The 23,997-nt window shown below is 67.0% G+C and carries 18 protein-coding genes; 8 read left to right on the forward strand and 10 right to left on the reverse strand.

Going from position 1 to position 23,997, the window contains the following annotated elements; genetic code table 11:
- Nucleotide 1: 1 nt before the first annotated feature.
- Together XM1_RS15220 and XM1_RS15225 are read right to left on the reverse strand one after the other, a co-directional pair.
- Nucleotides 2–1,135, reverse strand: coding sequence for an FtsX-like permease family protein (locus tag XM1_RS15220; RefSeq protein ID WP_068434915.1), 1,134 nt, complete (start codon nucleotides 1,133–1,135; stop codon nucleotides 2–4).
- On the reverse strand, nucleotides 1,132–2,295 hold the full coding sequence (locus XM1_RS15225; RefSeq protein ID WP_068434916.1) for an efflux RND transporter periplasmic adaptor subunit: 1,164 nt from the start codon (nucleotides 2,293–2,295) through the stop codon (nucleotides 1,132–1,134). The genes XM1_RS15220 and XM1_RS15225 overlap by 4 nt, the downstream gene beginning before the upstream one ends.
- Before the next feature lie 178 nt (nucleotides 2,296–2,473).
- Between XM1_RS15225 and dapA the strand changes: the two genes are divergently transcribed.
- Genes dapA through XM1_RS15240 form a run of 3 tightly spaced genes read left to right on the forward strand, consistent with a single transcriptional unit; the run spans nucleotide 2,474 to nucleotide 4,507 of the window.
- Nucleotides 2,474–3,346 carry a 4-hydroxy-tetrahydrodipicolinate synthase gene (dapA, locus tag XM1_RS15230; protein WP_068434918.1) on the forward strand — a complete coding sequence of 291 codons (873 nt, stop codon included), beginning with the start codon at nucleotides 2,474–2,476 and terminating at the stop codon, nucleotides 3,344–3,346.
- Between the two features lie 20 nt (nucleotides 3,347–3,366).
- Nucleotides 3,367–3,828, forward strand: coding sequence for an SsrA-binding protein SmpB (gene smpB, locus XM1_RS15235; protein ID WP_068434920.1), 462 nt, complete (start codon nucleotides 3,367–3,369; stop codon nucleotides 3,826–3,828).
- 37 nt (nucleotides 3,829–3,865) lie between these two features.
- Nucleotides 3,866–4,507 carry a sulfite oxidase-like oxidoreductase gene (locus tag XM1_RS15240; protein WP_068434922.1) on the forward strand — a complete coding sequence of 214 codons (642 nt, stop codon included), beginning with the start codon at nucleotides 3,866–3,868 and terminating at the stop codon, nucleotides 4,505–4,507.
- A 6-nt stretch (nucleotides 4,508–4,513) separates the two neighbouring features.
- Here XM1_RS15240 and XM1_RS15245 read toward each other — a convergent pair whose 3' ends face one another.
- Nucleotides 4,514–6,913, reverse strand: a complete 2,400-nt coding sequence (locus tag XM1_RS15245; protein WP_231920536.1) for a HAMP domain-containing sensor histidine kinase — start codon at nucleotides 6,911–6,913, stop codon at nucleotides 4,514–4,516.
- Nucleotides 6,914–7,372: 459 nt separating this feature from the next.
- On the opposite strand from XM1_RS15245, the gene XM1_RS15250 reads away from it, so the two are divergent.
- Nucleotides 7,373–7,858, forward strand: coding sequence for a phosphatidylglycerophosphatase A (locus XM1_RS15250; protein ID WP_156428754.1), 486 nt, complete (start codon nucleotides 7,373–7,375; stop codon nucleotides 7,856–7,858).
- Complete coding sequence (locus tag XM1_RS15255; RefSeq protein ID WP_156428755.1) at nucleotides 7,858–8,349, forward strand: CinA family protein; 492 nt, start codon at nucleotides 7,858–7,860, stop codon at nucleotides 8,347–8,349. The genes XM1_RS15250 and XM1_RS15255 overlap by 1 nt, the downstream gene beginning before the upstream one ends.
- On the opposite strand, the gene XM1_RS15260 is transcribed toward XM1_RS15255, so the two are convergent.
- Nucleotides 8,291–8,620 (reverse strand): hypothetical protein, encoded by a 330-nt coding sequence (locus tag XM1_RS15260; protein ID WP_231920537.1) that lies wholly within the window; start codon nucleotides 8,618–8,620, stop codon nucleotides 8,291–8,293. The genes XM1_RS15255 and XM1_RS15260 overlap by 59 nt on opposite strands.
- Nucleotides 8,621–8,717: 97 nt before the next feature.
- Between XM1_RS15260 and XM1_RS15265 the strand changes: the two genes are divergently transcribed.
- From XM1_RS15265 to XM1_RS15275, 3 genes are all read left to right on the forward strand, one after another.
- Complete coding sequence (locus XM1_RS15265; protein WP_068434927.1) at nucleotides 8,718–10,400, forward strand: thiamine pyrophosphate-binding protein; 1,683 nt, start codon at nucleotides 8,718–8,720, stop codon at nucleotides 10,398–10,400.
- A 10-nt stretch (nucleotides 10,401–10,410) separates the two neighbouring features.
- Entirely contained in the window at nucleotides 10,411–11,898 is a 1,488-nt protein-coding gene (locus XM1_RS15270) for an aldehyde dehydrogenase family protein (protein ID WP_068434929.1), read from the forward strand.
- A 62-nt stretch (nucleotides 11,899–11,960) separates the two neighbouring features.
- Nucleotides 11,961–12,620 (forward strand): cyclic nucleotide-binding domain-containing protein, encoded by a 660-nt coding sequence (locus XM1_RS15275; RefSeq protein WP_068434931.1) that lies wholly within the window; start codon nucleotides 11,961–11,963, stop codon nucleotides 12,618–12,620.
- A gap of 10 nt (nucleotides 12,621–12,630) precedes the next feature.
- On the opposite strand, the gene XM1_RS15280 is transcribed toward XM1_RS15275, so the two are convergent.
- From XM1_RS15280 to gltB, 6 genes are all read right to left on the reverse strand, one after another.
- The gene (locus tag XM1_RS15280; RefSeq protein ID WP_068434932.1) at nucleotides 12,631–13,455 is read right to left on the reverse strand and encodes an MBL fold metallo-hydrolase; all 825 of its coding nucleotides are present in this window, start codon (nucleotides 13,453–13,455) and stop codon (nucleotides 12,631–12,633) included.
- Between the two features lie 106 nt (nucleotides 13,456–13,561).
- Entirely contained in the window at nucleotides 13,562–14,287 is a 726-nt protein-coding gene (locus tag XM1_RS15285; RefSeq protein ID WP_068434934.1) for an S-adenosyl-l-methionine hydroxide adenosyltransferase family protein, read from the reverse strand.
- A gap of 143 nt (nucleotides 14,288–14,430) precedes the next feature.
- Nucleotides 14,431–15,642: an NnrS family protein gene (locus XM1_RS15290; protein ID WP_068434936.1), complete on the reverse strand. Its 1,212-nt coding sequence runs from the start codon at nucleotides 15,640–15,642 to the stop codon at nucleotides 14,431–14,433.
- Between the two features lie 227 nt (nucleotides 15,643–15,869).
- Nucleotides 15,870–17,558 carry a methyl-accepting chemotaxis protein gene (locus XM1_RS15295; protein WP_082700547.1) on the reverse strand — a complete coding sequence of 563 codons (1,689 nt, stop codon included), beginning with the start codon at nucleotides 17,556–17,558 and terminating at the stop codon, nucleotides 15,870–15,872.
- Between the two features lie 330 nt (nucleotides 17,559–17,888).
- Entirely contained in the window at nucleotides 17,889–19,307 is a 1,419-nt protein-coding gene (locus XM1_RS15300; RefSeq protein WP_068434937.1) for a glutamate synthase subunit beta, read from the reverse strand.
- A gap of 1 nt (nucleotide 19,308) precedes the next feature.
- Nucleotides 19,309–23,940: a glutamate synthase large subunit gene (gene gltB, locus XM1_RS15305; protein WP_068434939.1), complete on the reverse strand. Its 4,632-nt coding sequence runs from the start codon at nucleotides 23,938–23,940 to the stop codon at nucleotides 19,309–19,311.
- Nucleotides 23,941–23,997 lie beyond the last annotated feature (57 nt).

A 23,997-nucleotide genomic window follows, 5' to 3' on the forward strand; every position in this document is an offset into this window, starting at 1 on the left:
ATCATCCCCCCAATGCCGCCGCCGGCTCGATCCGAAGCGCCAGCCTCACGCCCAGGCCACTGGACAGGACGCAGACCACCAGCACCAGACCGGCCAGCATCAAGGCGTCCTCGGCTTGCAGCACCACCCGGCGGGGAAACCTGTCAGCCACAAGGTTGACAAGAATCGCCCCCATGGAAAAGCCGATCAGCCCCATGGCCAGGGCCTGCTGCAGGATCAGGCCGACGATGGTGCGGTCGGGCGCGCCGATCAGCTTCAGGGTGGCGATCTCGCGGGTCTTGTCCATGGTCATGGTGTAGATGATCAGCGCGATCACCACCGCCGACACCACCATCAGGATGGCGGTGAACAGGCCGATCTGGCGGCGCGCCTTCTCCACCACGGATTCCACCAGGATGGATTCCTGCTGTCCTTGCGTGGCGGTTCCCAGATGCTTCCAGCGCCAGATCTCGTGGGCCACCCGATCGGCGGACATGCCGGAATCCAGCCGCGCCACCACGGCATTGATGGTGTCCAGGGCCGGCGGCGGCGCGCCGCGCGCCTGATCGCGGCGATAGGTGGCCGGCTTGGGCAGGAATTGCAGATCCTGGGCGTCCCGCAGGCTGAGGAACAGCACGGGATCGCCGCCGGTGGAGACGTGATTGCGGGTCAGCCCGACGATCAGATACTCGTCGCGGCCCAGGCGCAGGTGCTCTCCCAGCGCCAGGCCGGCGCGGCGGTCGGCCACCGCCTCGCCATGGCGGACGGCGATGGCGCGCCCCGCTTCGATGCCGGCCGGGCCGCCCATGCGGCCGGGCTCGTAGCCGACCACCTGCAGGCGCAGCTTGCGGTCCCCATGGGCCGTTTCCACCGTCTGATAGGTGACCGAACCGGCATCAGCCACGCCGGGAACGCGGGCCACCATCTCGCGGGTGTCGCCGGGCATGCGCGAGGCCTCGGCGAACGGCCCCCTGGACCCCGCCTCCACCACCCAGAGGTCGGCGGCGGGGGCGCGCACCAGGGACAGGGCGTCCTCGACCAGACCGCGATAGATGCCGATCATGGACAGCACCACGCCCAGCAGCAGGGCCAGCCCCAGGCAGGTCAGCAAAAAGCGTCCCAGCTTGTGCCGGATGTCACGCAGGGCAAGGTTCATGGCGCGGCATCGCTCATGCGGGCCGAAAGTCCTTCGGCCAGCCCGGCGGTCAGCCGCGTCACCACCCGGATTCCGTCGGACAGGCCGCCGATCACCTCCAGACGTCCGTCCAGGGTGCGGCGACCGAAGGACAGCGTCCGCCGCGCCAGACGGCCGTTCTCCACCACCCAGGCCAGACCCTGGCGGCCGTCGAACCCTTGAATCGCCGAAATGGGCGCCAGGATGGCGTTGTCCAGCCGGGCGGCGTCGATGACCACTTCGGCCTGTTCGCCCAGATTCTGGGGGCAATCGCGGCAGGCGATATAGATCTTCCGCTCCTCGGTGGTGCGGTCGCTCTCGATGTCGATGCGCACCACCTGACCGGCAAAGCGCTTGGCCGGGGCCGAGCGCAGCCGCACCTCGGCCTCTTGGCCCACGGCCACGCCGCCGGCCTGGGTTTCGTCCACATAGGACAGGACCCAGACGGTTTCGGGATCGAACAGGGTGAACACCCCCTCGCCCGGCGCCACCACGCTGCCCAGTTCCCGCGAACGCAGCGAAATCCGGCCGTCATAGGGCGCGGCCAGGGTATGGCGGGCCAGCAGCACCTCGTTGAGCTCCAGCTGGGCGCGGGCGTCGGCCAGGGTAGCCAGCGCCAGGGACACCTCGGCATTGGCGGCCTGGGCGTCGGCGCCGGCGCTGACCGCCGCCGCCTGGGCGTCTCCGAAGGTCTCCTCGCTGATGGTCCCCGAGGCCACCAGGGACTTGCGCCGCTGGCTGACCTTTTCCTTCTGCGCCCGGTTGGCCGCCGCCTTGGCGACGACCGCCCGCGCCGAGGTGGACTGGGCCAGGGCCTTGTCGTATTGGGCGCGGGCGGCGGCCACCTTGGCCCGCTGTTCCGCATCGTCCAGCCGGGCCAGGACCTGTCCCTTGACCACGCCGTCCCCGGCATCGGCCCGCAGCTCGGCCAAGGTTCCCGCCACGGCGAAGCCGATCTTGGAAGCGACCTTGGCCTCGATGGTCCCCAGCCCGTAGACGCGGATGGGGACGTCGCGGGACACAACCGCCACCTCGACCGCGACGCCGCCCAGAACCATCCGGCCAAAGGCAAGGGCGGCAAGAACAACCGCCAAACTCGCGGCCAGCCGTGGGTGAGAGCGCAGCAGGGCGACAAACTTCATGGATACGACCTTCCGGGAAATTATGCGTAATCCCGGCATGATTTAGACATATCTAATTTACATTGCCAATCCATCTTCGCCTCATGACTGTCATGAGACGCGCATGGTCGTCTTGCCCCCGGCCGCGCTTGCCGCTAATGTCCCGTGTTCCATCAACCGCCCATCCGGGAAGACTGCCATGTTCAAGGGATCCATCACCGCTCTCATCACTCCCTTCCTCAATGGAAAGGTGAATGAGAAAGCGTTCCAGGATCTGGTCGCCTGGCAGATCGCCGAGGGCACCCATGCGGTCGTCCCCTGCGGCACCACCGGCGAGTCGCCCACCCTGTCGCACGACGAGCACCATCGCGTGGTGGAACTGTGCCTGGAAGTGGCCAAGGGCAAGGTCCCGGTCATCGCCGGCACCGGCTCCAACTCCACCGACGAGGCCATCGCGCTGACCCGGCACGCCAAGCAGGCCGGTGCCGACGCGGCCCTGGTGGTGGCGCCCTATTACAACAAGCCGACCCAGGAAGGCCTGTTCCGCCATTTCGAGGCCATCGCCAAGGCGGTGGACATCCCCATCATCGTCTACAACATCCCCGGCCGCTCGGTGATCGACATCAGCGTCGAGACCTTCGTGCGTCTGTCGGCGCTGCCCAACATCGCCGGCATCAAGGACGCCACCGCCGACCTGGCCCGTCCGCTGCGCATCCGCGCCGCGCTGGGCGACCGGCTGTGCCAGCTGTCGGGCGAGGACGCCACCGCCATCGCCTTCAACGCCCAGGGCGGCGTGGGCTGCATCTCGGTGACCTCGAACATCGCGCCCAAGCTGTGCGCGCAGATGCAGAACGCCTGGGCCAAGGGCGATCTGGCCACCTGCAACGAGCTGAACAAGAAGCTCATGCCGCTGCATGACGCCCTGTTCTGCGAGACCAGCCCGGCGCCGGTAAAATACGCCGCCAGCCTGCTGGGCAAGTCCACTCCCGACGTGCGCCTGCCGCTGGTCGCCGCCAGCGAGAACGCCCGTCACCGGGTCGAGGCGGCCATGAAGGCCGCCGGCCTGATCTAGTCCTGGCAAGGTAAGGAATCATGGTGCTTCCCGGCCACGTCGCCGCTCAGAACCGCCGGGCGCGCCACGAATACTTCATCATCAGCGAGGTGGAAGCCGGCATCATGCTGGTGGGCACCGAGGTCAAGTCGCTCAGGGTCGGCAAAGGCAACATCAACGAAGCCTTTGCCGGCCCCATGCAGGGCGAGCTGTACCTGTTCAACGCCTATATCCCCGAATACCAGTCCAAGATGCCCTTCCCGCACGAGACGCGGCGGCCGAGAAAGCTGCTGCTGCACAAGCGCGAGATGGCCAAGCTGATGAGCGCCATCACCAAGGACGGCATGACCCTGGTGCCGCTGGACATCCATTTCGGCCAAAGGGGCATCGCCAAGGTGCAGCTGGGCCTGGCCAAGGGCAAGAAGCTGCACGACAAGCGCGAGGCCATCAAGGAGCGGGACTGGAACCGCGACAAGGCCCGCCTGATGCGCGACAAGGGCTGAATCCCCATCTCTTCGGCAATACGCCCGGAGATACGCCATGACCGACAAGGACAAACTGATCGCCGCCAAGGAGAAATGGGCCCGCGATGGTCGTGGCCTGACGGGTGAAAAGGCCGCACCCGCCGCCCGGCGCCTGCCTCCCGGCCAGCGCGAGACCTTCGACTTTCCCGTCCTCGACCTGGGCGACCAGCCCAACCTTTCCACCCGCGATTGGTCTTTGAGCGTCGGCGGCATGGTGGAAAACCCCATCCGCTGGGACTGGGAGACCTTCATGGCCCAGCCGCAGACCGAGCTGGTCACCGACATCCATTGCGTCACCACCTGGTCGCGCTACGACAATGCCTGGGTCGGCGTGGCGGCGCAGCACCTCTTGAAGATTGTCCGGCCGCGCAAGGAGGCGCGCTTCCTGCTGCTGCGCAGCTTCGACGGCTACACCACCAACATTCCCCTGTCCCGGTTCGCCGACGACGACGTGCTGCTGGCCCATTCCTGGCAGGGGCAAAGGCTTTCGCGCGAGCATGGCGGGCCGGTCCGCGCAATGATCCCCAAGCTGTATTTCTGGAAAAGCGCCAAGTGGCTGCGCCACATCACCTTTTCCGACCGCGACACTCCCGGATACTGGGAATTGCGCGGCTATCACGGCGAAGGCGACCCGTGGAAGGAAGAGCGCTACAGCTGACTTCGCCTACTCCCCGGCGTTCTGGAACTGTCCGGAGCGGTCTGGATAGGGGCCAAGCGGCAGGCGCACGGTCACCTTGGTCCCCGCCCCCTTGCGGCTGGCGATATCCATGTGGCCACCATGCAGTTCGACGAAGGCCCGCACCAGCGGCAGGCCCAGACCGGTGCCGTCGTAACGCCGCGACAGGCTGCCGTCCACCTGGCGGAAGGGCAGCATGGCCACCACCACCTCGTCGTCGCTCATGCCGATGCCGGTGTCGGCGACGGTGAAGCCCACCTCGTCGCCCATCACCTCGACCGTGACCTCGACGCTGCCGCCTTCGGGAGTGAACTTGACGGCGTTGGACAGCAGGTTGACCAGAATCTGCAGCAACCGCCGGCGGTCGGCCCACATGGCGGGAACGTCGTCGCCCACATGGGTGCCGAGGAACAGGCCGCCGGCGTCGGCGCGGCTTTCGACGATGCGCACGGCGGCGGCCACCACCTCGGCCGGCTCCACCATGGACATGTCGAATTCCATCTGGCCGGCCTCGATCTTGGCGATGTCGAGGATATCGTTGATCACCGCCAGGAGATGGCGGCCGGACGCCAGGATGTCGTTGACATAGCCGCTGTAGCGGGCCGAGCCCAGGGGGCCGAACATCTCGGACGCCATCACCTCGGAAAAGCCGATGACGGCGTTGAGCGGCGTGCGCAATTCGTGGCTGACATTGGCCAGGAACTCGGTCTTGGCGCGGTTGGCCAGATCGGCCTGCTCCTTGGCGGCGACCAGTTCACGCTCGGCGCGGATATGTTCGGCGATTTCCGCCTTCAGCGCCTCGGTCCGCTGGTGGACGCGGCGTTCCAGGCTTTCGTTGACCATGTGCAGCAGACGCTCGGCGGCGATGCGGCCGGTGATGTCGCTGCCATAGACGTTGACCACGCCCACGCCCGGCAGCGGCACGAAGACCAGCGACAGGATGCGGTCGCGGACGGTGACCTCCATTTCCGACTGCACGCCGCCTTGCAGGGCATCGGCGATGCTGACCTTCCAGTCGTCGGGCAGCACGCCGCCCAGGTCGATACCCCAGAATTCCAGCAGTCGCGACGCCGACTGATTGGCATGGGTCACCACGCCATCTCCGGTGACGCGCAGCACCGGATTGGGGTCCTGGGAGGGGAACTGGGCGAAGATGGCGATGGATTCCTCGGCCTTGCGCCGGGCGGTGGCATCCTCCACCAGGATCAGCCCGGCATCGACGGTGCGCGCCAGCATGGTTTCGAAAATACGTAAATCGGCGCCTTGTCCGATGCGCACCTCGTCGCTGCCGCTGGTACGGGCCTGCAGGAAGGGCTCCAGCCCCCCGGCCGCCTCGGCGAAACCGCGCATGACGCCGTTCTCGGCCTGCGGCCCCGCGTCGGTGATGCGGATGACGCCGATTCCCATGATGTCGGTCACCGCCTGCAGCAGCCGCAGGCGCTCGTTCTCGGTGGACAACGCCATCTGCTCGGTGAGAAGGGCGATCCGCGCCTCCTCCTCGCCGCGCAGCGCCTGACGCGAACGCTCCACCTCGGACACCAGATTCTCGACCTCGGTCTCCAGATGAGCCAGTTCGTCGACGTCGGCCACCTTGCTCTCGGTGCCGAACACCTGATGGGTCATGGCGGCGACCCGCCGGGCCGACCTGCGGATGCTCCAGGCCACGTAAACCAGGGCGGCGAAGAACAGCGAACTCAGGCCCACGCCCATGATGGTCCGGTTGGAGCGTTCCAGGGCGATCAGCGGCTCGCTCATCACCTTCTGGCGGTCGCGCGGCAGCAAGGTGGAGAAGGCCAGCCCGGCAAACCCGTCGCCCGCCCCGAACACACGGCCTCCGGCGACCAGGAAATTGGCCTGCCAATCGCTCAAGACCAGGGGGGCCTGGGAGGGGGCGCTGTCCTGAGCCCCGGCGCGGGCGATCACCCGGCCGCCGGCCGGTTCGCTGGCCACCATGGAGAAGCCGCGATCCAGATAGGCCCCCATGGTCGCCTGCAGGAAGCCGTCGTCGACCACCGACACCACCGCCAGCCGCCGCGTCCCTTCCCCGGTCAGGGGGGCGGCAGAAATCACCACGGCGCCGGATTCGAGGGAGGCGATGCGCTGAACCCGCCCCGGCGGCAGGTTGGAAAGCATCTCGGCCAGCCCGGGGGGGATCGCCCGCCCCTCCAGCGGCCACATCCGGACCTGGCCGGATTGCATGGCGGCAAGGATGTTCACGGGGGGAAACGCGCCGGTCTCGTCGCGGCCCGGCAGCCAGTTGGGTTCGCCGTTGGCGCCGACGCCTTCCAGACGGCCGACCAGATTGGCCAGGGCCTGATGGGATTGCAGCATCGCCTCGATACGCACGGCGTCGCGGCCGGCCTTCTGCTCCAGGCGCTCCATCAGCATGGCATCCACCAAGCCGGCGAGTTTCCTTTGATGCAAGAGTTCGAGAATGGCCCAGAGGGCGATGCAGGCGGCCATGCCAAAAAACACAAGCCTCACCATGAGGCTGCGTCCGCCAATCCGCCCTGACCCTTGAGGCCTAGCCATTCCCGCCTCTGCGATGAAGAAGCTCAGCAAACAATAAGGTCAAACCCCACCCTTACGCATAGGCCAGGATGTCAGTAAGACCAGACCAACTAATTTGTTGATACCAATAAAATCCCTTGGAATGCCACAGAGTCTCACACAATCACCAGAATCTGTCTAGTCCCGCTCAAGTTGAATATTGTGACGCAATCATCTCCATATGTGACGGACCTCATCTCCCGGCCCAACCAGATACTTTATGCATTATGCCCTTTGGATCCGCCTTGCCGCCGGCCGCCTGGATGGTATGGTGTGCGCCTTCCAAGGAGGCCGCCGTTGTTCCGTTGCCGTACCGGCATTTCAGTCCTGCACCCCGCCACCCTGGCATCCACCTGGTTCGGCGCCGGCCTGCTGCCCAAGGTGCCGGGAACCTGGGGCTCGGCCGCCGCCCTGCCCTTCGCCTGGGCATTGATGGCCGCCGGTGGCCCGGTGGTCCTGCTGGCCGCCACCGTGGCCTGCTTCGCCATCGGCTGGTGGGCGTCGTCGGTCTATGTGGCGCGCACCGGCGCCGAAGATCCCGGCGAGGTGGTGATCGACGAGGTGGCCGGGCAGTGGCTGGTGCTGCTGGCCGCGCCGCTGGACCCCGTCTCCTATCTGGCCGCCTTCTTCCTGTTCCGCCTGTTCGACATCTGGAAGCCCTGGCCGGTGCGCTGGGCCGACCGCCAGGTGGGCGGCGGGCTGGGCATCATGCTCGACGACATTCTGGCTGGATTGTACGGAATTGGGATTCTGTCCATCCTCAACCACGTGCGGAGTTGGTGATGCTGCCTTCCGGCCTGACCGACCTGGCCGCCCAGGTTCTGCGCCATGCCGAAGAGCGGGGCGAACGCGTCGCCACCGCGGAATCCTGCACCGGCGGGCTGGTGGCGGCGGCGCTCACCGCGATTTCCGGTTCCTCCAGGGTGGTGGACAGGGGCTTCGTCACCTATTCCAACGAAGCCAAGGCCGAGATGTTGGGAGTTCCGCCCGACTTGATTGAAACCCATGGCGCGGTCAGCCGCGAGGTGGCCGTCGCCATGGCGGAAGGCGCCCTGGCCCACTCCCGCGCCCATGCCGCCGTGGCGGTGACCGGCATCGCCGGGCCGGGCGGCGGTTCGGCGGACAAGCCGGTGGGGCTGGTCCATTTCGCCCTGGCGCGGCGCGGCGAAGCCACCCGGCACGCCGAGCATCGCTTCGACGGTGACCGGGATGGAATCAGGCTGCAGGCGGCTCTGGCCGCGCTCGGGCTGTTTGTGCCGCCACAACCGACCTGAGGACGGCCAGGGGCACGGTGGGCGCCTCGGAGATGACGTGCAACCCCTCGCCCGCCAGGGAGGCGTAGGGGAACAGCCCGCTGGCCCCGTAGCCCAGATGCAGTTTCATGCCCGGCAGAACGGTCTCGGCCAGGGCGCGGCAATCGGGGACCGAGGCGGTGAAGGCCGCCGCCGCCACGCCGAACGCATCCGCCAGCAAGCGGTCGAGCTCGGGCTCGGCCCCGCTCGCCCGTTCCAGCTTCCGCCCCAGTTCAAGCCAATCGGTGGCCATCATTTCTCCACGCCGTCCATGGACGGACCGGCCGCCTACAGCCTATCTTGTCCGTCCGCTCCGTCACAGCCACTTTCAAGACATGTGGGAGAGTTCCATGTCCCGATCCGGCCCCGCATCCCGTACCGGCGGCGAAATTCTCGCCGATTCCCTGATCGGCCAGGGAGCCGACACCGTGACCTGCGTGCCCGGCGAAAGCTTCCTGCCCTTCCTCGACGCCGCCTGGGACCGCCGCGACCGGCTCAAGGTCCTGGCCTTCCGCCATGAGGGCGGAGCGGCTTATGCCGCCGAAGCCCACGGCAAGCTGACGGGGCGGCCCGGCGTGTGCATCGTCGGGCGCGGTCCCGGCGCTACCCACGCCTCGGTGGGCGTGCATACCGCCTTCCAGGATTCCACCCCCATGGTGCTGCTGATCGGCCAGGTGGACCGGCCCATCCGGGGCCGCGAGGCCTTCCAGGAGGTGGAACTGGCCCAGATGTTCCGGCCGCTGGCCAAAAGGGTGGAGGAGATCACCTCGCCCGACCGCCTGCCCGAGGCGGTGGCCCGCGCCTTCGCAGCCGCCACCGGTGGCCGCCCCGGCCCGGCGGTGCTGATCCTGCCCGAGGACATGCTGGCCGAGCGCGCCGACGTAGCCGACGTGGAGCGCCTGCCCCCGGCCCTGCCCCATCCCGGCCCCTGCCGCCTGGACAAGATGGTGGACTTGCTGAGGGCAGCCCAACGCCCGCTGATGCTGGTGGGCGGCGGCGGCTGGACGCCAGAGGCCGCCCAGCTGATCACCCGCTTCGCGGAAGGCTGGAACCTGCCGGTGGCCGCCTGTTTCCGCCGCCAGGACATCGTCGACAACGAATCGCCCTGCTATGGGGGCGAACTGGGCTATTCCATGGCGCCCAGCCTGGGAGCACGGGTGCGTGAAGCCGACCTCATCCTGGCGGTGGGAACGCGCCTCGGCGACATCGATACGGCGGGCTACAGCCTGATCGAAGCGCCCAACCCGAAGCAGACCCTGGTCCACGTCTTCCCCGAGGCCGAGGAACTGGGCCGGGTCTTCCGCCCCCATCTCGCCATCACCTCCGCCATGCTGCCCTTCGCCCGGCGCGCCGCCGCCCTGGAAGCCCCGGCGTCCAGGCCGTGGGCGGCCTGGACGCAAGCGGTGCGCGCCGACCACCTGGCCAACCGGGTGCCCAACCCCTGCCCCGGGGCGCTGGACATGGGGCTTGTGATGGGCGAGATCGAGGCGCGGCTGCCCGGTGACGCCATCATCTGCACCGGGGCCGGCAATTACACCGGCTGGCCCCAGCGCTTCCACCGCTTCCGCCATTATCCCGGCCAGCTGGCGCCGGCCAACGGCTCCATGGGCTATGGCCTGCCCGCCGCCCTGGCCGCCAAGTCGCTGTACCCTGACCGCACCGTGCTGGCCTTCGCCGGCGACGGCTGCTTCCTGATGACCGCCCAGGAACTGGCCACCGCCAAGCTGCACAACCTGTCGCCCGTGGTGCTGGTCGTCGACAACGGCATGTACGGCACCATCCGCATGCATCAGGAAGCGTCCCATCCCGGCCGGACGCTGGCCACCGACCTGGCCAATCCCGATTTCGCCGCCCTGGCCGCCGCCTACGGCGCCTGGACGGCAAGGGTGGAGCGCACCGAGGACTTCGCCCCCGCCTTCGAGCAGGCCCTGGCCGCCGGGCGTCTGGCCCTGCTGCATCTGGTCCTCGATCCCGAGGCCATCACCACCCGCACCACGCTGTCGGCCATTCGGGAGAAGGCAGGCAAATCGTAAAGGAGGCCCCATGGACGTCTCCGACCTGCTGGCCCGCCTGGGCCTTGATATGCCGAGCGGTGGACTGGATGTCCGCTCGCCCGTCGATGGCGAGGTCATGGCCTGCGTCCAGCCCACCGGCGACGTCAACGGCATGGTTGACGCCTCGACCGAAGCCTTCCGGCAGTGGCGCGAGATTCCCGCTCCGCGCCGGGGCGAACTGATCCGCCTGTTCGGGGAAGAATTGCGACGCGCCAAGCCTGATCTCGGCCTGCTGATCACCCTGGAAAGCGGCAAGATCCTTCAGGAGGGGCTGGGCGAAGTGCAGGAAATGATCGACATCTGCGACTTCGCGGTCGGCCTGTCGCGTCAGCTCTACGGACTGACCATCGCCACCGAACGCCCCCGTCACCGCATGATGGAGACGTGGCACCCGCTGGGGCCGGCGGCGGTGATCACCGCCTTCAACTTCCCTGCCGCCGTCTGGGCCTGGAACGCCGCCCTGGCCCTGGTCTGCGGCGATCCGGTGATCTGGAAGCCCTCGGAAAAGACGCCGTTGACCGCTCTGGCCGTCAACGCGTTGTTGACGGGCGCCGCCCGGCGTTTCGGCGAGATTCCGAACGGCCTGTCGCAGGTGGTGATCGGCGGCCGCGACCATGCCCGCGCCCTGGCCGACCACAAGGCCATTCCCCTGGTCTCGGCCACCGGCTCCACCGCCATGGGCAAGGCGCTGGCGCCCCGCGTCGCCCGCCGGCTGGGCCGATCGCTGCTGGAACTGGGCGGCAACAATGCCGCCATCATCTGCCCCTCGGCGGATCTGGACCTGGCGGAGCGCGCCGTGCTGTTCGCCGCCGCCGGCACCGCCGGCCAGCGCTGCACCACCCTGCGGCGCCTGATCGTCCACCGCTCGATCAAGGAGCCTCTGGTCGAGCGCCTGAAGGCCGCCTATGGCCGCACGCCTGTGGGCGATCCCCGCGAGCCCGCCACCCTGGTGGGGCCGCTGATCGATGGCGGCGCCTATCAGGCCATGCGCCACGCCCTGGCGAGGGCCGAGGCGTCCGGGGCCATCGTCCACGGCGGCGAGCGGATCGCGGTGAACGGCTGGAACGGCGCCTTCTATGTCCGCCCCGCCCTGGTCGAAATCAAACGGCAGACCGAACTGGTGCGCAGCGAAACCTTCGCGCCGATCCTCTACGTCATGGCCTATGACGACCTGGGCGAGGCCATCGCCTTGAACAACGGCGTGTCCCAGGGGCTGGCCTCGTCCATCTTCACCCGCGAGTTGGGCGAGGCCGAGACCTTCCTGGCCGCCTCGGGCAGCGATTGCGGTATCAGTAACGTCAATATCGGCCCCTCCGGCGCCGAGATCGGCGGCGCCTTCGGTGGCGAGAAGGAGACCGGCGGCGGACGCGAATCCGGCTCCGATGCCTGGAAAGCCTATATGCGCCGCGCCACCAACACCATCAATTACGGGAACGATCTGCCGCTGGCTCAAGGAATCATCTTCGGCGGCGGGTGACGTCACACTTCGTTGCGCCTCGCCCGTTGCGGTGCGGCGCAAAATCCAGCACATTCGCCCTCATGAACGAGATCAGCGCCCCCCTCGCCCCCCTGCCCAAGGTGGGCGAACCCAAGATGGAAAAGCTCGCCGTCGCGGCGGGAGCCGTCCTGTTCCGCCAGGGCGAGCCCGGCGACGCCGCCTATATCCTGGAAAAGGGTAAGGTGATGATCTACCAGCAGGTCGAAAGCCAGCGGGTGGAGCTGGACACCATCCGGCCGGGCGAAATCTTCGGCGAGATGGCGGTAATCGACTCGTCCGAGCGCATGGCCACCGCCATCGCCGCCACCGACTGCTCCGTCACCCGGGTGCCCCAGGCCATCTTCAACCGCAAGCTGGAAGCCACGGACAAGTTCGTCCGCGCCCTGGTCAACATGTTCATCAAGAACATCCGCACCTCGCACCGCATCTTCGTGCGCCGGCCCAGAAGCTTCCGCGACAATATCAAGCTGATCCGCCACTTCGCCTTCAACATCCACCGCTACGCCAACCTGATGGACGACCGGCCCCTGGCCAACGATATCCAGGCGGCGCTGGACAAGGTGGAGAAGGCCGTGGCCGAACTGGCCGAGATCGGCAACCGTGCCAAGGACAAGCGCCACGACCATATCGTGGAAGAAGGCGACGCCCACAATGTCGGCCTGAAGACGGTGATGGGTACCGACGGACACCGCAAACTCTAGGCCTTCAGCCTCAGAGCACGATTTCCATATTGTCGCGGGCGACCACCACGCCGTCCCAGGTATCAAGCGCCTCGGCCTCGATGCCGGCCATGACGTCGTCCGTATGTTCGGGATCGTGGTGGAAGATGGCCAGCCGCTTGGCGCCCGCCGCCCGGGCCAGACGGATGCCTTCCTGCCAGGTGGAATGCCCCCAGCCGACCTTGGAAGGAAATTCGGCGTCGGTATAGGTGCAGTCGTAGACCACCAGGTCGGCGCCCTTCATCAGGAACAGCACGTTCTCGTCGAAGGTGCCGGGCGTGTGCTCGGTGTCGGTGATGTAGGCCATGGCGGCACCGCCGGTTTCCAGCCGGTAGCCGCATGCTCCGTTGGGATGCTTCAGCGGCGCGGTCCGCAGGGTCACCCCTTCGAAGGGGGTGAAGACGCTGCCCACCTCGAAATCCTCGTAGGAGACGATTCCGCGCATGGCGGCCAGGGGAACCGGGAAATTGGGAGTCTCCATCTGGCCGGTCAGCACGTGCTGGATGCCGCGCGGGCTGCCCTCCTGCTTCGGTCCGTGGACCTCCAGGCGAAAGGCCGGGTTGTAGGCCGGAGCGAAGAAGGGAAAGCCGTTGATGTGGTCCCAATGGGTATGGGTGAAGAACAGCTGGGCCTGTCCCAGGCCGCGGCCGACGATATCGCGCCCCAGGCCCCGGATACCGGTGCCGGCGTCAAAGATCACGGTCCCAGCCTCGGTGGTGACGGCGATGCAGGATGTGTTGCCGCCATAGACCACATGATCGGGCGAAGGACAGGCGATGCTTCCACGCACCCCCCAAAACTTCACCGAACAAGCCATCCATCACTCCCGCGTCAAGCCCCATGACACGCGATTGTACTCAGCGCGCCACCCTACTCCTATGTATTTGGTCACACAAACGGCGAAAAATAAGAAAGAATGTTAGTTAATTTGTGACGATACTTCCAACGGCCAGGGCCGAAAGGCTGGATGCCGCTCCGCCATTGACGGCGATTTCGGCCAGGCCCGAGGAATTCTCGTACCAAAACCCCGTTCCCGGCGGCACGTCCGAGAAGGTCCGCGCCCGGCGGAATTCTCCCTCTCCCGCCCGCAGGACGGCATCCCCGGCCAGAATCCCGGCGCGCAGGCCGGTCCAGGCGTTGCCGTAATGGTCATGATAGATGACCGAGGCCAGATCGTCGGGCCAGTCGGCATGGCGCAAGGGCTCGACCGGCCGGCAGCCGCAATCCTCGGGCCCCAGCCCGGCGGCCAGCCGGGCGGCCATGGGAGCGAACAGGTCGCGGCCGTGGAAACTGGCCGACAGGCGGTCCGGGCGCCAGACGATCTCCCAGGCGCGGAAAATCCTGGCGCGGCGCGCCAGGATTTCGAACAGGCCGTTGTCGGGACCGAGATAAAGGACGCCGTCCGCCTCGACCACCAGCGGGCGGCGCTCGCCTCCCACCCCGGGGTCGACCACCGCCAGCACCACCGACTGGCGGGGAATGCCAGGGGCCAGGGCGGCCAGCAGATAGGCGGACGCCTTGGGGTCGAAGCGAGGGGCGTCGGCGATCAGGTTGACCACCGGTTCGGCCGGCAGGGTCTGGCGGATGACCATCTCCATCTGGCCGAGATAGGGTCCCTGGATGCCAAAATCGGTAAAGAGAACAATCATCCGTTTGCCCCATTCTTCGCCGCCCCTCAAGCGCCGGGCGCGTGCCTCCGCACGCTTGGCTCCCGCGGCATAAGCCGCGCGGCCCCTTGGGCCTAGCCGGCCTCAAGAGAGGCCGGCGGGACCAGCCCCCCTTTGAAGGGGCCTTACCCCGGCCGCCCGTCGGCGCGCGGCTTGGTGCAGATGGGGAAGTAGACCACGACGTAGAGGATCCAGCCAAGGCTCCACAGCCCGCCGCCGACCATGGTCAGCACCATCATGCCGTCGGGGATGACCGGAGCCACCACGCGGAGCATGGCGCCCACCGAGATCAGGCCATAGGCCCAGACGGTAGCCTTGGCCACCACCAGGGGATGGCCGGCATGGCCCAAGGCTGCGCGGCTCATCACCGCCATGATCATGGTGGCCACCGAGCCGGCGGTCAGCGCATGCAGCGCCGCCGAAGCCGGCAGCGGCTCGATGAAGGCCGAAAGGCCCAGCAGGGCGAAGCCCAGCACCATCCAGGCATAGCCCACGTGCAGGACCACCAGGATGGGGTTGGACACGGTCTTGAGCCCGTGCCAGCCCGACAGCCGCCAGGCGTGGATGGCGGCGGCGACCAGCAGCAGCACGCCGGCCAGCGGCGAGGACGGCAGGAACACCTGGGCAAGGCCGGCCAGGGCGACGATGGCCCCCGCCCCGCCCTGCTCGATCCAGCTCACCGGCGCCACGTCCACCGGGCGGCCCTGCATGCGCAGCCAGTTCTGGGTGAAGGAGGGAATGATACGCCCGCCAACGATGGCGATCATCAGCAGCAGGACGAAGATGCCCAGCGTCACGCCCTTGAGGCCGACCGCCTTGCCGGTCAGGGCCTCGATATGGGCGCACAGCCCGGCCAGCCACAGCACGCCGAGAATCGGCAGGAAGACGATGTTGCGCCACTTGCCCGCCTCGATCAGCGGCTTGGCCAGCAGGAAGGCCAGCAGCGGCAGGAAGCCCAGATCGAGCACGGCGACCAGAACCGGCGGCAGCACGCCGGCCAGCGCGATGGCCACCCGCCCGGCCAGCCACAGACCGAACAGCGCCATCAGCGGCTTGCCCGACACATGGTGGGAATTGGTCCAGTTGGGCACCGCCGTCAGCAGGAAGCCGCCCACCGCCGCGCCGGCGAAGCCGAACACCATGGCGTGGGAATGCCAGACCACCGGATTCCAGTTGGGCCCCACCGGCAGGATGCCGGCGAAGGCGAGCAGCCACATGGGCAGCATCACCGCCGCCTGGATGGCGGCGAACAGGAAGAAGGGGCGGAACCCGGCGGCGAAGAACACCGGACCCTGGTTGCCCTTGTAGACGGGTTCCATCAGCGGAATCGTGGCCATGAACAAGCATCCTGAAGCAAAACGACCGGCGGATGGTGCCCCATCGCCGGTCGCCTGACCTTGAGGCGGGTCAAGGATGCCGCCTAAATAATGGCCGATCGAAATCGATCAACGCTGCCCTCAAGCGGCGGGCGGGCGCCTCCGCGCCCTTGCCTCCCTCGCCCTAAGGCGAGCGGCCCCTTGGGCCTAATCAGACTGCAATGAGTTCCACTCACCGCAGTCTGACGCTACATCGCCCGCACTTCGCCCAGGAAGCGGTCGACGCCGTTGCGCAGGGTTTCGGATTCCCGGGCCAGGCCGGCGGCCGCGCCGAGCAGGTCGCGGGCGGCGGTTCCGGCTTCCGAGGCGGTGCGGCTGATGGAGGAGATGTGGCGCGACACTTCCTGCGCGCCTCCAGCCGCCTCGTGGACGTTGCGGGCGATCTCCTGGGTGGCGGCGCCCTGCTGGTCCACGGCCTCGGCGATGGCGGTGGCGATCTCGTCCATGCGGCCGATGGTCTTGCCGATGCCTTCGATGGCGCTCACCGCGTCGGCGGTGGTGGACTGGATCGAGGCGATCTGCTGGCCGATCTCGTCGGTGGCCTTGGCGGTCTGGCTGGCCAGATGCTTGACCTCGTTGGCGACCACGGCGAAGCCCTTGCCCGCCTCGCCGGCCCGCGCGGCCTCGATGGTGGCGTTCAAGGCCAGCAGGTTGGTCTGGCCGGCGATGTCGTTGATCAGGCGCACCACCTCGCCGATGCGGTCGGCGGCTTCCGACAGGCCGCGCACCACGGAATCGGTGCGGTGGGCGGCGTCCACCGCCTCCCTGGCGATCTGGGTGCTTTCCATGACCTGGGTGCCGATGCCGCGGATGGAGGCCGAAAGCTCCTCGGCGGCGGCGGCCACCGTCTCCACGTTGGACGAGGTCTGCTGGGCGGCGGCGGCGACGGCCTGGCTTTCCTGCGACGCCTGGTCGATGGAAGCGGCCATGCCGTTGGCGGTGGATTGCATGCGTCCGGCGGATTCGTTGACGGTCACCACCGTGGACTTGACGCCGCGCTCCAGTTCGCCGGCCAGGGTCTCCAGGGTCGAACGGCGCTCGGCCTCGGCCTGGCGGCGCTGCTCGGCCCGTTCGTCGGACATGCGCTTCATGGCCAGGGAATGCTCGCGGAACACCTCGGCTGCGCGGACCAGATCGCCGATCTCGTCGCCGCGCTCGGCGCCCCGGATCTCGACGGCGGTGTCGCCCTCGGCCAGCTTGCGGATGCCGCCGGTGACCGAGTTCATACCCGAGATCACGTTGTTGCCGATCCACCACGACACCAGCAGCACCAGCACCAGCACGCCGGCGGTGATGCCGCCCAGCTTGGCAACCTCGGCGCGGAAGGCGGCGTCCACGTCGTCGATATAGATGCCCGAGCCCACCAGCCAGCCCCAGTCCTCGATACCCTTGACGTAGGACACCTTGGGCACCGGCTGGTCGAAGCCGGGCTTGGGCCACAGGTAGTCGACGAAGCCAGCCTTGTCCTTGTTCACGACATCGATCATCGCGGCAAAGAAATTCTTGCCGGCCGGATCCTTCAGCCCCATCAGATCCTTGCCCAGCATGTCGGGACGGATGGGATGGACGACCATCTTGCCAGCCATGCTGTTGATCCAGAAATACTCGGTGCCGGCATAACGCATGGCCTTGACCGCCTCGATGGCGGCGGCCTGGGCCGCTTCGGTGGTCATGGTCCCGGCCTTGGCCTGGGCGATGTAGTGCCCGATGACGCTATGGGCGGTCTCGACCACGTGCTGGGTCTTCACCTGTCGCGCCGACAGCAGGTCCTGGCGCAGATTGGCGAGATTCGCCGTGATGATGGCCGCCATGCCGATGAGGGACAAAACAACAATAAGAAGAATTTTGGCCCGGAAGCGCCAATTGCTGATCGACATGAACGGATTACCCCAAGATTGCCGCGAAGACGGACCCCTTCCATCGGAGGCTCTTCTATGACGACCTTATGAACTAGTCAATAAGTTCGCCCGCATATCCAGCATGCATATACTATTGACGGCAATTTAAGGTAGAACTTACAGTTAACTTAACAATTCAAGAGAATAATTTAATGTAATTTCCGGCATGTATTCTAATTTTTCGATTTACAGCAATCGCTTTACTGATTTTGTTAGTGACAGTAACCAATTTCTCAGCGAACACAGCCCTAGAATCATTCGAGGGAGCGCAGCCTATAGGACCGCGCCCCCTCGAAGAACTTCGCCTATTCAGCACATGGGCAGGTCACTGCTTCCCATGAGGTAGGCGTCCACGGCGCGGGCGGCCTGACGGCCCTCGCGGATGGCCCAGACCACCAGGCTCTGGCCGCGACGGATGTCGCCGGCGGCGAAGACCTTGGGATTGGAGGTCTGGTAGGAGGTGGTGTCGGCCTTGACGTTGCCGCGCACATCCTTGTCCAGGCCCAGTCCGTCCACCAGCCCCTCATGGATGGGATGGACGAAGCCCATGGCCAGCAGGACCAGATCGGCGTCGAGCTTGAACTCGGTGCCGGGGATAGGCTGGAACTTGGCATCCACCTGGGTGCAATCCAGGCCGGTCACCTTGCCGTCCTTGCCGGTGAAGCGGACGGTGCTGACCGACCAGCGGCGATCGCAGCCCTCGTCATGGGAGGACGAGGTCCGCAGGCGGTTGGGCCACAGCGGCCAGGACACGCCCTTGTCTTCCTTCTCGGGCGGGCGGGGCATGATCTCGATCTGGGTGACCGAGGCGGCGCCGTGGCGGTTGGAGGTGCCGACGCAGTCGGCGCCGGTGTCGCCGCCGCCGATGACCACCACCTTCTTACCCTTGGCGAGGATATCCAGGGCGCCCACCGTCTCGCCGGCGACGCGGCGGTTCTGCTGGGTCAGGAAATCCATGGCGAAATGCACGCCGTTCAGCTCGCGGCCGGGAACCGGCAGATCGCGGGGCTTTTCCGAACCGCCGGTCAGCACCACGGCGTCGAAGCCGTCCAGCAGGTCCTTGACGGGCAAGGTGACGCCCACATGGGTGTTGCATCGGATCTCGACGCCCTCGGCCTCCATCTGGGCCACGCGGCGGTCGATGACCTCCTTTTCGAGCTTGAAGTCGGGAATGCCGTAGCGCAGCAGGCCGCCGACCTTGGCGTTCTTCTCGAACAGGGTGACGGAATGGCCGGCGCGGGCCAATTGCTGCGCGGCGGCCATGCCGGCCGGACCGCCGCCCACCACCGCCACCATCTTGCCGGTCTCGCGCTTAGGCAGATCGGGGACCATCCAGCCCTCGGCGAAGGCGCGCTCCACCACCGCGTGCTCGATGGTCTTGATGGCCACGGGGCTGTCGGTGATGTTCAGCGTACACGCCGCCTCGCACGGCGCCGGGCAGACGCGGCCGGTGAATTCCGGGAAGTTGTTGGTGGAATGCAGGACCTCGGCGGCCTCCTTCCAGCGGTTGCGGTACACCAGATCATTCCAGTCGGGAATGATGTTGTTGACCGGGCACCCCTGGTGACAGAAGGGAATGCCGCAATCCATGCAGCGCGCCCCCTGGCGGGCCAGTTCCTCGTCCGAGAGCGGCTTGGTGAACTCGCGATAGTGCTTCACCCGCTCTTCCGGCTTTTCATAGCCGGGGGTCTGGCGATCGAATTCCTTGAAACCGGTAGCCTTTCCCATGTCAGCGCCCTCCCCCAACAGCGACCTTGGGTTCCTGGGCCTTCTGCATTTCGAGCAGGGCGCGCCGGTAATCGACCGGCATCACCTTGACGAACTTCGGCATGTAGTACTCCCAGTTCAGCAGGATGTCGTGGGCCCGCTTGGAGCCCGTGTAGTGCTGGTGGTTCCTGAGCAGCGCCTGGATGCGCGACGCGTCGTCGCGGGTCATGTCACCCATGACGTCCACCAGCCCGTGGCCTTCCAGGTCGCCGGCCTGGTTCTCGTGCTTGGAATTGGCCTCTTCCTCGGCGGCCACCGGCTCCAGCTCGACCATGGAGAGGTTGCAGCGCTTCTTGAAGTCGCCGGCCTCGTCCAGCACGTAGGCGACGCCGCCCGACATGCCCGCCGCGAAGTTGCGGCCCGTGGGGCCGATGACGAGGACCACGCCGCCGGTCATGTATTCGCAGCCGTGGTCGCCCACGCCCTCGACCACCGCGATGGCGCCCGAGTTGCGCACGGCGAAGCGCTCGCCCGCCACGCCGCGGAAATAGCACTCGCCCTCGATGGCGCCGTACAGCACGGTGTTGCCGACGATGATGTTGTCCTCGGCAGGAGCCGTGAAGTCCTTGGACGGATAGATGATCACCCGGCCGCCGGAAATGCCCTTGCCCACGTAATCGTTGCCCTCGCCTTCCAGCTCCAGCGTCACGCCGCGCGCCAGGAAGGCGCCGAAGCTCTGGCCGGAGGTGCCGGTCAGCTTGACGTGGATGGTGTCGCCGGGAAGACCGGCATGGCCGTAGCGCTTGGCCACCTCGCCCGACAGCATGGCGCCGACGGTGCGGTTGACGTTGCGCACCGGCTTTTGCAGGCGCACCGAGACGCGGTCGTCGAGCGCCGGCTTGGCCTCATTGATCAGCTCGCGGTCCAGGATGTCGACCACGTCGTGCTCCTGGGATTCGCAATGACGCTCGGCCACGCCCGGCTGGGACGGAATGCGGTGGAACACCTTGGAGAAGTCCAGGCCCTTGGCCTTCCAGTGGTCGATGGCCTTGTTGATGTCCAGCAGATCGGTGCGGCCCGTGAGTTCGGACAGGGTGCGCACACCCAGCTTGGCCATCCACTCGCGCACTTCCTCGGCGACGAAGAAGAAGTAGTTGATGACGTGCTCGGGCTGGCCGACGAAGCGCTTGCGCAGCTCCGGGTCCTGGGTGGCAACGCCCACCGGGCAGGTGTTGAGGTGGCACTTCCTCATCATGATGCAGCCGGCCGCGATCAGCGGCGCGGTGGCGAAGCCGAACTCGTCGGCGCCCAAGAGCGCGGCGATGATCACGTCGCGGCCCGTACGCAGGCCGCCGTCGGCCTGGACCACGATGCGGCCGCGCAGCTGGTTCAGCACCAGGGTCTGATGGGTCTCGGCCAGGCCGATCTCCCAGGGCGAGCCCGCGTGCTTGATGGAGGTCAGCGGCGAGGCGCCGGTGCCGCCGTCGAAGCCCGAGATGGTGACGTGGTCGGCCTTGGCCTTGGACACGCCGGCCGCCACGGTGCCCACGCCAATCTCCGAGACCAGCTTGACGGAAATGCGGGCCGCCGGATTGACGTTCTTCAGGTCGTAGATCAGCTGGGCCAGATCTTCGATCGAGTAGATGTCATGGTGGGGCGGCGGGCTGATCAGGCCGACGCCGGGGGTCGAGTGACGCACCCGGGCGATGACCTTGTCCACCTTGTGGCCGGGCAGCTGGCCGCCCTCGCCGGGCTTGGCGCCCTGGGCCATCTTGATCTGGATGTCGTCGGCGTTGACCAGATACTCGGCGGTGACGCCGAAGCGGCCCGACGCCACCTGCTTGATGGCCGAGCGCATGGAATCGCCGTTGGCGAGCGGCAGGAAGCGCTCGGGCTCCTCGCCGCCCTCGCCGGTGTTGGACTTGCCGCCGATGCGGTTCATGGCCACGGCCAGGGTCGAGTGGGCTTCATAGGAAATGGAGCCGAACGACATGGCGCCAGTGACGAAGCGCTTGACGATCTCCTTGGCCGGCTCCACCTCGTCGATGGAGATGCCATTCCCCGCCGGCTTGATCTCGAACAGGCCGCGCAGCGTCAACAGACGCTTGCTCTGGTCGTCGATGGCCTTGGAGAACTCGCGGAACTTGTCGGCCGAGCCCGAACGCACCGCATGCTGCATGGAGGCGATGGTCTCGGAAGTCCAGGCATGCTCCTCGCCGCGCAGGCGCACGGCGTACTCGCCGCCCACGTCCAGCGCGTTGCGGTAGACCGGCGCGTCGGAATAGGCGATCTGGTGGCGCCGCACGGTCTCCTCGGCGACGCCGGCCAGCGAGATGCCCTCGACCCGGCTGGAGGTCCCGGCGAAGTAGGTGTTGAGGAAGCCCGACGACAGACCGATGGCGTCGAAAATCTGGGCGCCGCAATAGGACTGGTAGGTGGAGATGCCCATCTTGGCCATCACCTTCAGGATGGCCTTGGCCATGGCCTTGATGTAGCGCTTCTGCACCTCGTAGGAGGAAAGCTGCTCGGGCAGGTTGGGGCGCATCTCTTCCAGCGTCTCGAACGCCAGATAGGGATTGATCGCCTCGGCGCCATAGCCGGCCAGCACGCACATGTGATGGATCTCGCGGGCCTCGCCCGTCTCCACCACCAGACCCGCCTTGGTGCGCAGGCCCTCGCGGATCAGGAAGTGATGCACGGCGGAAACCGCCAGCAGCGACGGAATCGGCACGTTGTCCGGCCCCACCGAGCGGTCGGACAGGACGATGATGTTGAAGCCCTCGGTGACCTTGGCCTTGGCCTGGCGGCAGATGCCGGCCACGGCCGCTTCCAGACCGGCCGCGCCTTCCGACGCCGGCCAGGTCATGTCGATGGTCACCGCCTTGAAGCCGGACCCGGGCAGGGTCTCGATGCGGCGGATCTTCTCCAGGTCCTCGTTGGTGAGGATGGGCTGGCGCACTTCAAGCCGCTTGGCCTGGCCGCCGTCCTGGCCCAGGCCCAGCAGGTTGGGGCGCGGGCCGATCAGCGACACCAGGCTCATCACCGATTCCTCGCGGATGGAATCGATGGGCGGATTGGTCACCTGGGCGAAGCACTGCTTGAAGTAGTTGAACAGCAGCTTGGGCTTGGCCGACAGCACGGCGATGGGCGTGTCGGTGCCCATGGAGCCCACCGCCTCCTGGCCGGTGACGGCCATGGGCTGCATCAGGAACTTGACGTCTTCCTGGGTGTAGCCGAAGGCCTGCTGGCGGTCCAGCAGAGTGGAGGGGTCGGGCTGGACCGTCTCGACCGGGATGTCCAGGTCTTCCAGCATGATCTGCGACTGGGCCAGCCACTCGGCGTAGGGCTTGTCGCCCGCCAGCTGGGCCTTGATCTCGGAATCGTCGATAATGCGGCCCTGTTCCAGGTCGATCAGCAACATCTTGCCGGGCTGCAGCCGCCACTTCTTCTTGATGCGGTCCTCAGGTATGGGCAGAACGCCCATCTCGGAGGCCATCATGAACTTGTCGTCCTTGGTCACCAGATAGCGGGCGGGACGCAGGCCGTTGCGGTCGAGCGTCGCGCCGATCTGGCGGCCGTCGGTGAAGCACACGGCGGCCGGGCCGTCCCACGGCTCCATCAGGGCGGCGTGGTACTCGTAAAAGGCCTTGCGCTTCTCGTCCATCAGCGGGTTGCCCGACCACGCCTCGGGCACCAGCATCATCATGGCGTGGGCCAGCGGATAGCCGCCCATGACCAGGAGTTCCAGCGCGTTGTCGAAGCAGGCGGAATCCGACTGGCCTTCCGGGATCAGCGGCCACAGCTTGGCCAGATCGTCGCCCAGGACCTTGGACACCATGGTCTGGCGCCGGGCGTTCATCCAGTTGAGGTTGCCGCGCAGCGTGTTGATCTCGCCGTTGTGGCAGATCATACGGAACGGATGGGCCAGACGCCACGAGGGGAAGGTGTTGGTGGAGAAGCGCTGATGCACCATGGCCAGCGCGCTGACCATGCGCTCGTCGGAGAGCTCCTTGTAGAACACGCCCACCTGGTCGGCCAGCAGCATGCCCTTGTAGATCAGGGTGCGGGTGGACAGCGACGGAATGTAGAGATCGCGCTCCGAGCCCTCGGGGGCCTTGTTGAACACCTGCTTCCTGATCACGAACAGCTTGCGCTCGAACGCCTGCTGGTCGGGACAGTTGGCGCCCTGGCCGATGAACACCATGCGCACCACCGGCACGGTGGGCAGTACCGAATAGCCCAGGCTGGACGAATCGGTGGGCACGTCGCGCCAGCCCAGCAGCACCTGCCCCTCGGCCTTGACCAGGGTCTCGATGTGGGTCTCGCACGCCTTGCGGATGGCCTCGTCCTGGGGCAGGAACACGCTGCCGGCGCCATAGGAGCCCTCGGCCGGGAGGGTGATGCCCAGCTTGGCCGCCTCGTCGCGCAGGAAGGCATCGGGCATCTGGATCAGGATGCCGGCGCCGTCACCCGCCTTGGGGTCGGCGCCCACCGCCCCGCGATGGGTGAGGTTGACGAGGATCTCCAGGCCATCGCGGACGATGTCGTGCGACTTGCGGTTCTTGATGTCGACGATGAAGCCGACGCCGCAGGCATCGTGTTCGTGGCGCGGGTCATAGAGTCCCTGTGCTTCGGGCAATCCGCTGATATTCACTTCGTCTTCCTTTATACCGCCCCGCAACCCCTACCGGCCGCGCAGCCTGATCCAACA

Source organism: Magnetospirillum sp. XM-1, assembly GCF_001511835.1.
In the GTDB taxonomy this organism is placed as follows: domain Bacteria; phylum Pseudomonadota; class Alphaproteobacteria; order Rhodospirillales; family Magnetospirillaceae; genus Phaeospirillum.

Coding starts and splice junctions, on each gene's coding strand:
- XM1_RS15265 (WP_068434927.1), top strand. CDS start 8,718: ATGTCCCGATCCGGCCCCGCATCCCGTACCGGCGGCGAAATTCTCGCC.
- dapA (WP_068434918.1), top strand. CDS start 2,474: ATGTTCAAGGGATCCATCACCGCTCTCATCACTCCCTTCCTCAATGGA.
- XM1_RS15260 (WP_231920537.1), bottom strand. CDS start 8,620: ATGGCCACCGATTGGCTTGAACTGGGGCGGAAGCTGGAACGGGCGAGC.
- XM1_RS15300 (WP_068434937.1), bottom strand. CDS start 19,307: ATGGGAAAGGCTACCGGTTTCAAGGAATTCGATCGCCAGACCCCCGGC.
- XM1_RS15220 (WP_068434915.1), bottom strand. CDS start 1,135: ATGAACCTTGCCCTGCGTGACATCCGGCACAAGCTGGGACGCTTTTTG.
- XM1_RS15280 (WP_068434932.1), bottom strand. CDS start 13,455: ATGGCTTGTTCGGTGAAGTTTTGGGGGGTGCGTGGAAGCATCGCCTGT.
- XM1_RS15285 (WP_068434934.1), bottom strand. CDS start 14,287: ATGATTGTTCTCTTTACCGATTTTGGCATCCAGGGACCCTATCTCGGC.
- XM1_RS15240 (WP_068434922.1), top strand. CDS start 3,866: ATGACCGACAAGGACAAACTGATCGCCGCCAAGGAGAAATGGGCCCGC.
- XM1_RS15255 (WP_156428755.1), top strand. CDS start 7,858: ATGCTGCCTTCCGGCCTGACCGACCTGGCCGCCCAGGTTCTGCGCCAT.
- XM1_RS15245 (WP_231920536.1), bottom strand. CDS start 6,913: ATGCTGATGGAGCGCCTGGAGCAGAAGGCCGGCCGCGACGCCGTGCGT.
- XM1_RS15290 (WP_068434936.1), bottom strand. CDS start 15,642: ATGGCCACGATTCCGCTGATGGAACCCGTCTACAAGGGCAACCAGGGT.
- XM1_RS15295 (WP_082700547.1), bottom strand. CDS start 17,558: ATGTCGATCAGCAATTGGCGCTTCCGGGCCAAAATTCTTCTTATTGTT.
- XM1_RS15225 (WP_068434916.1), bottom strand. CDS start 2,295: ATGAAGTTTGTCGCCCTGCTGCGCTCTCACCCACGGCTGGCCGCGAGT.
- smpB (WP_068434920.1), top strand. CDS start 3,367: ATGGTGCTTCCCGGCCACGTCGCCGCTCAGAACCGCCGGGCGCGCCAC.
- XM1_RS15275 (WP_068434931.1), top strand. CDS start 11,961: ATGAACGAGATCAGCGCCCCCCTCGCCCCCCTGCCCAAGGTGGGCGAA.
- XM1_RS15270 (WP_068434929.1), top strand. CDS start 10,411: ATGGACGTCTCCGACCTGCTGGCCCGCCTGGGCCTTGATATGCCGAGC.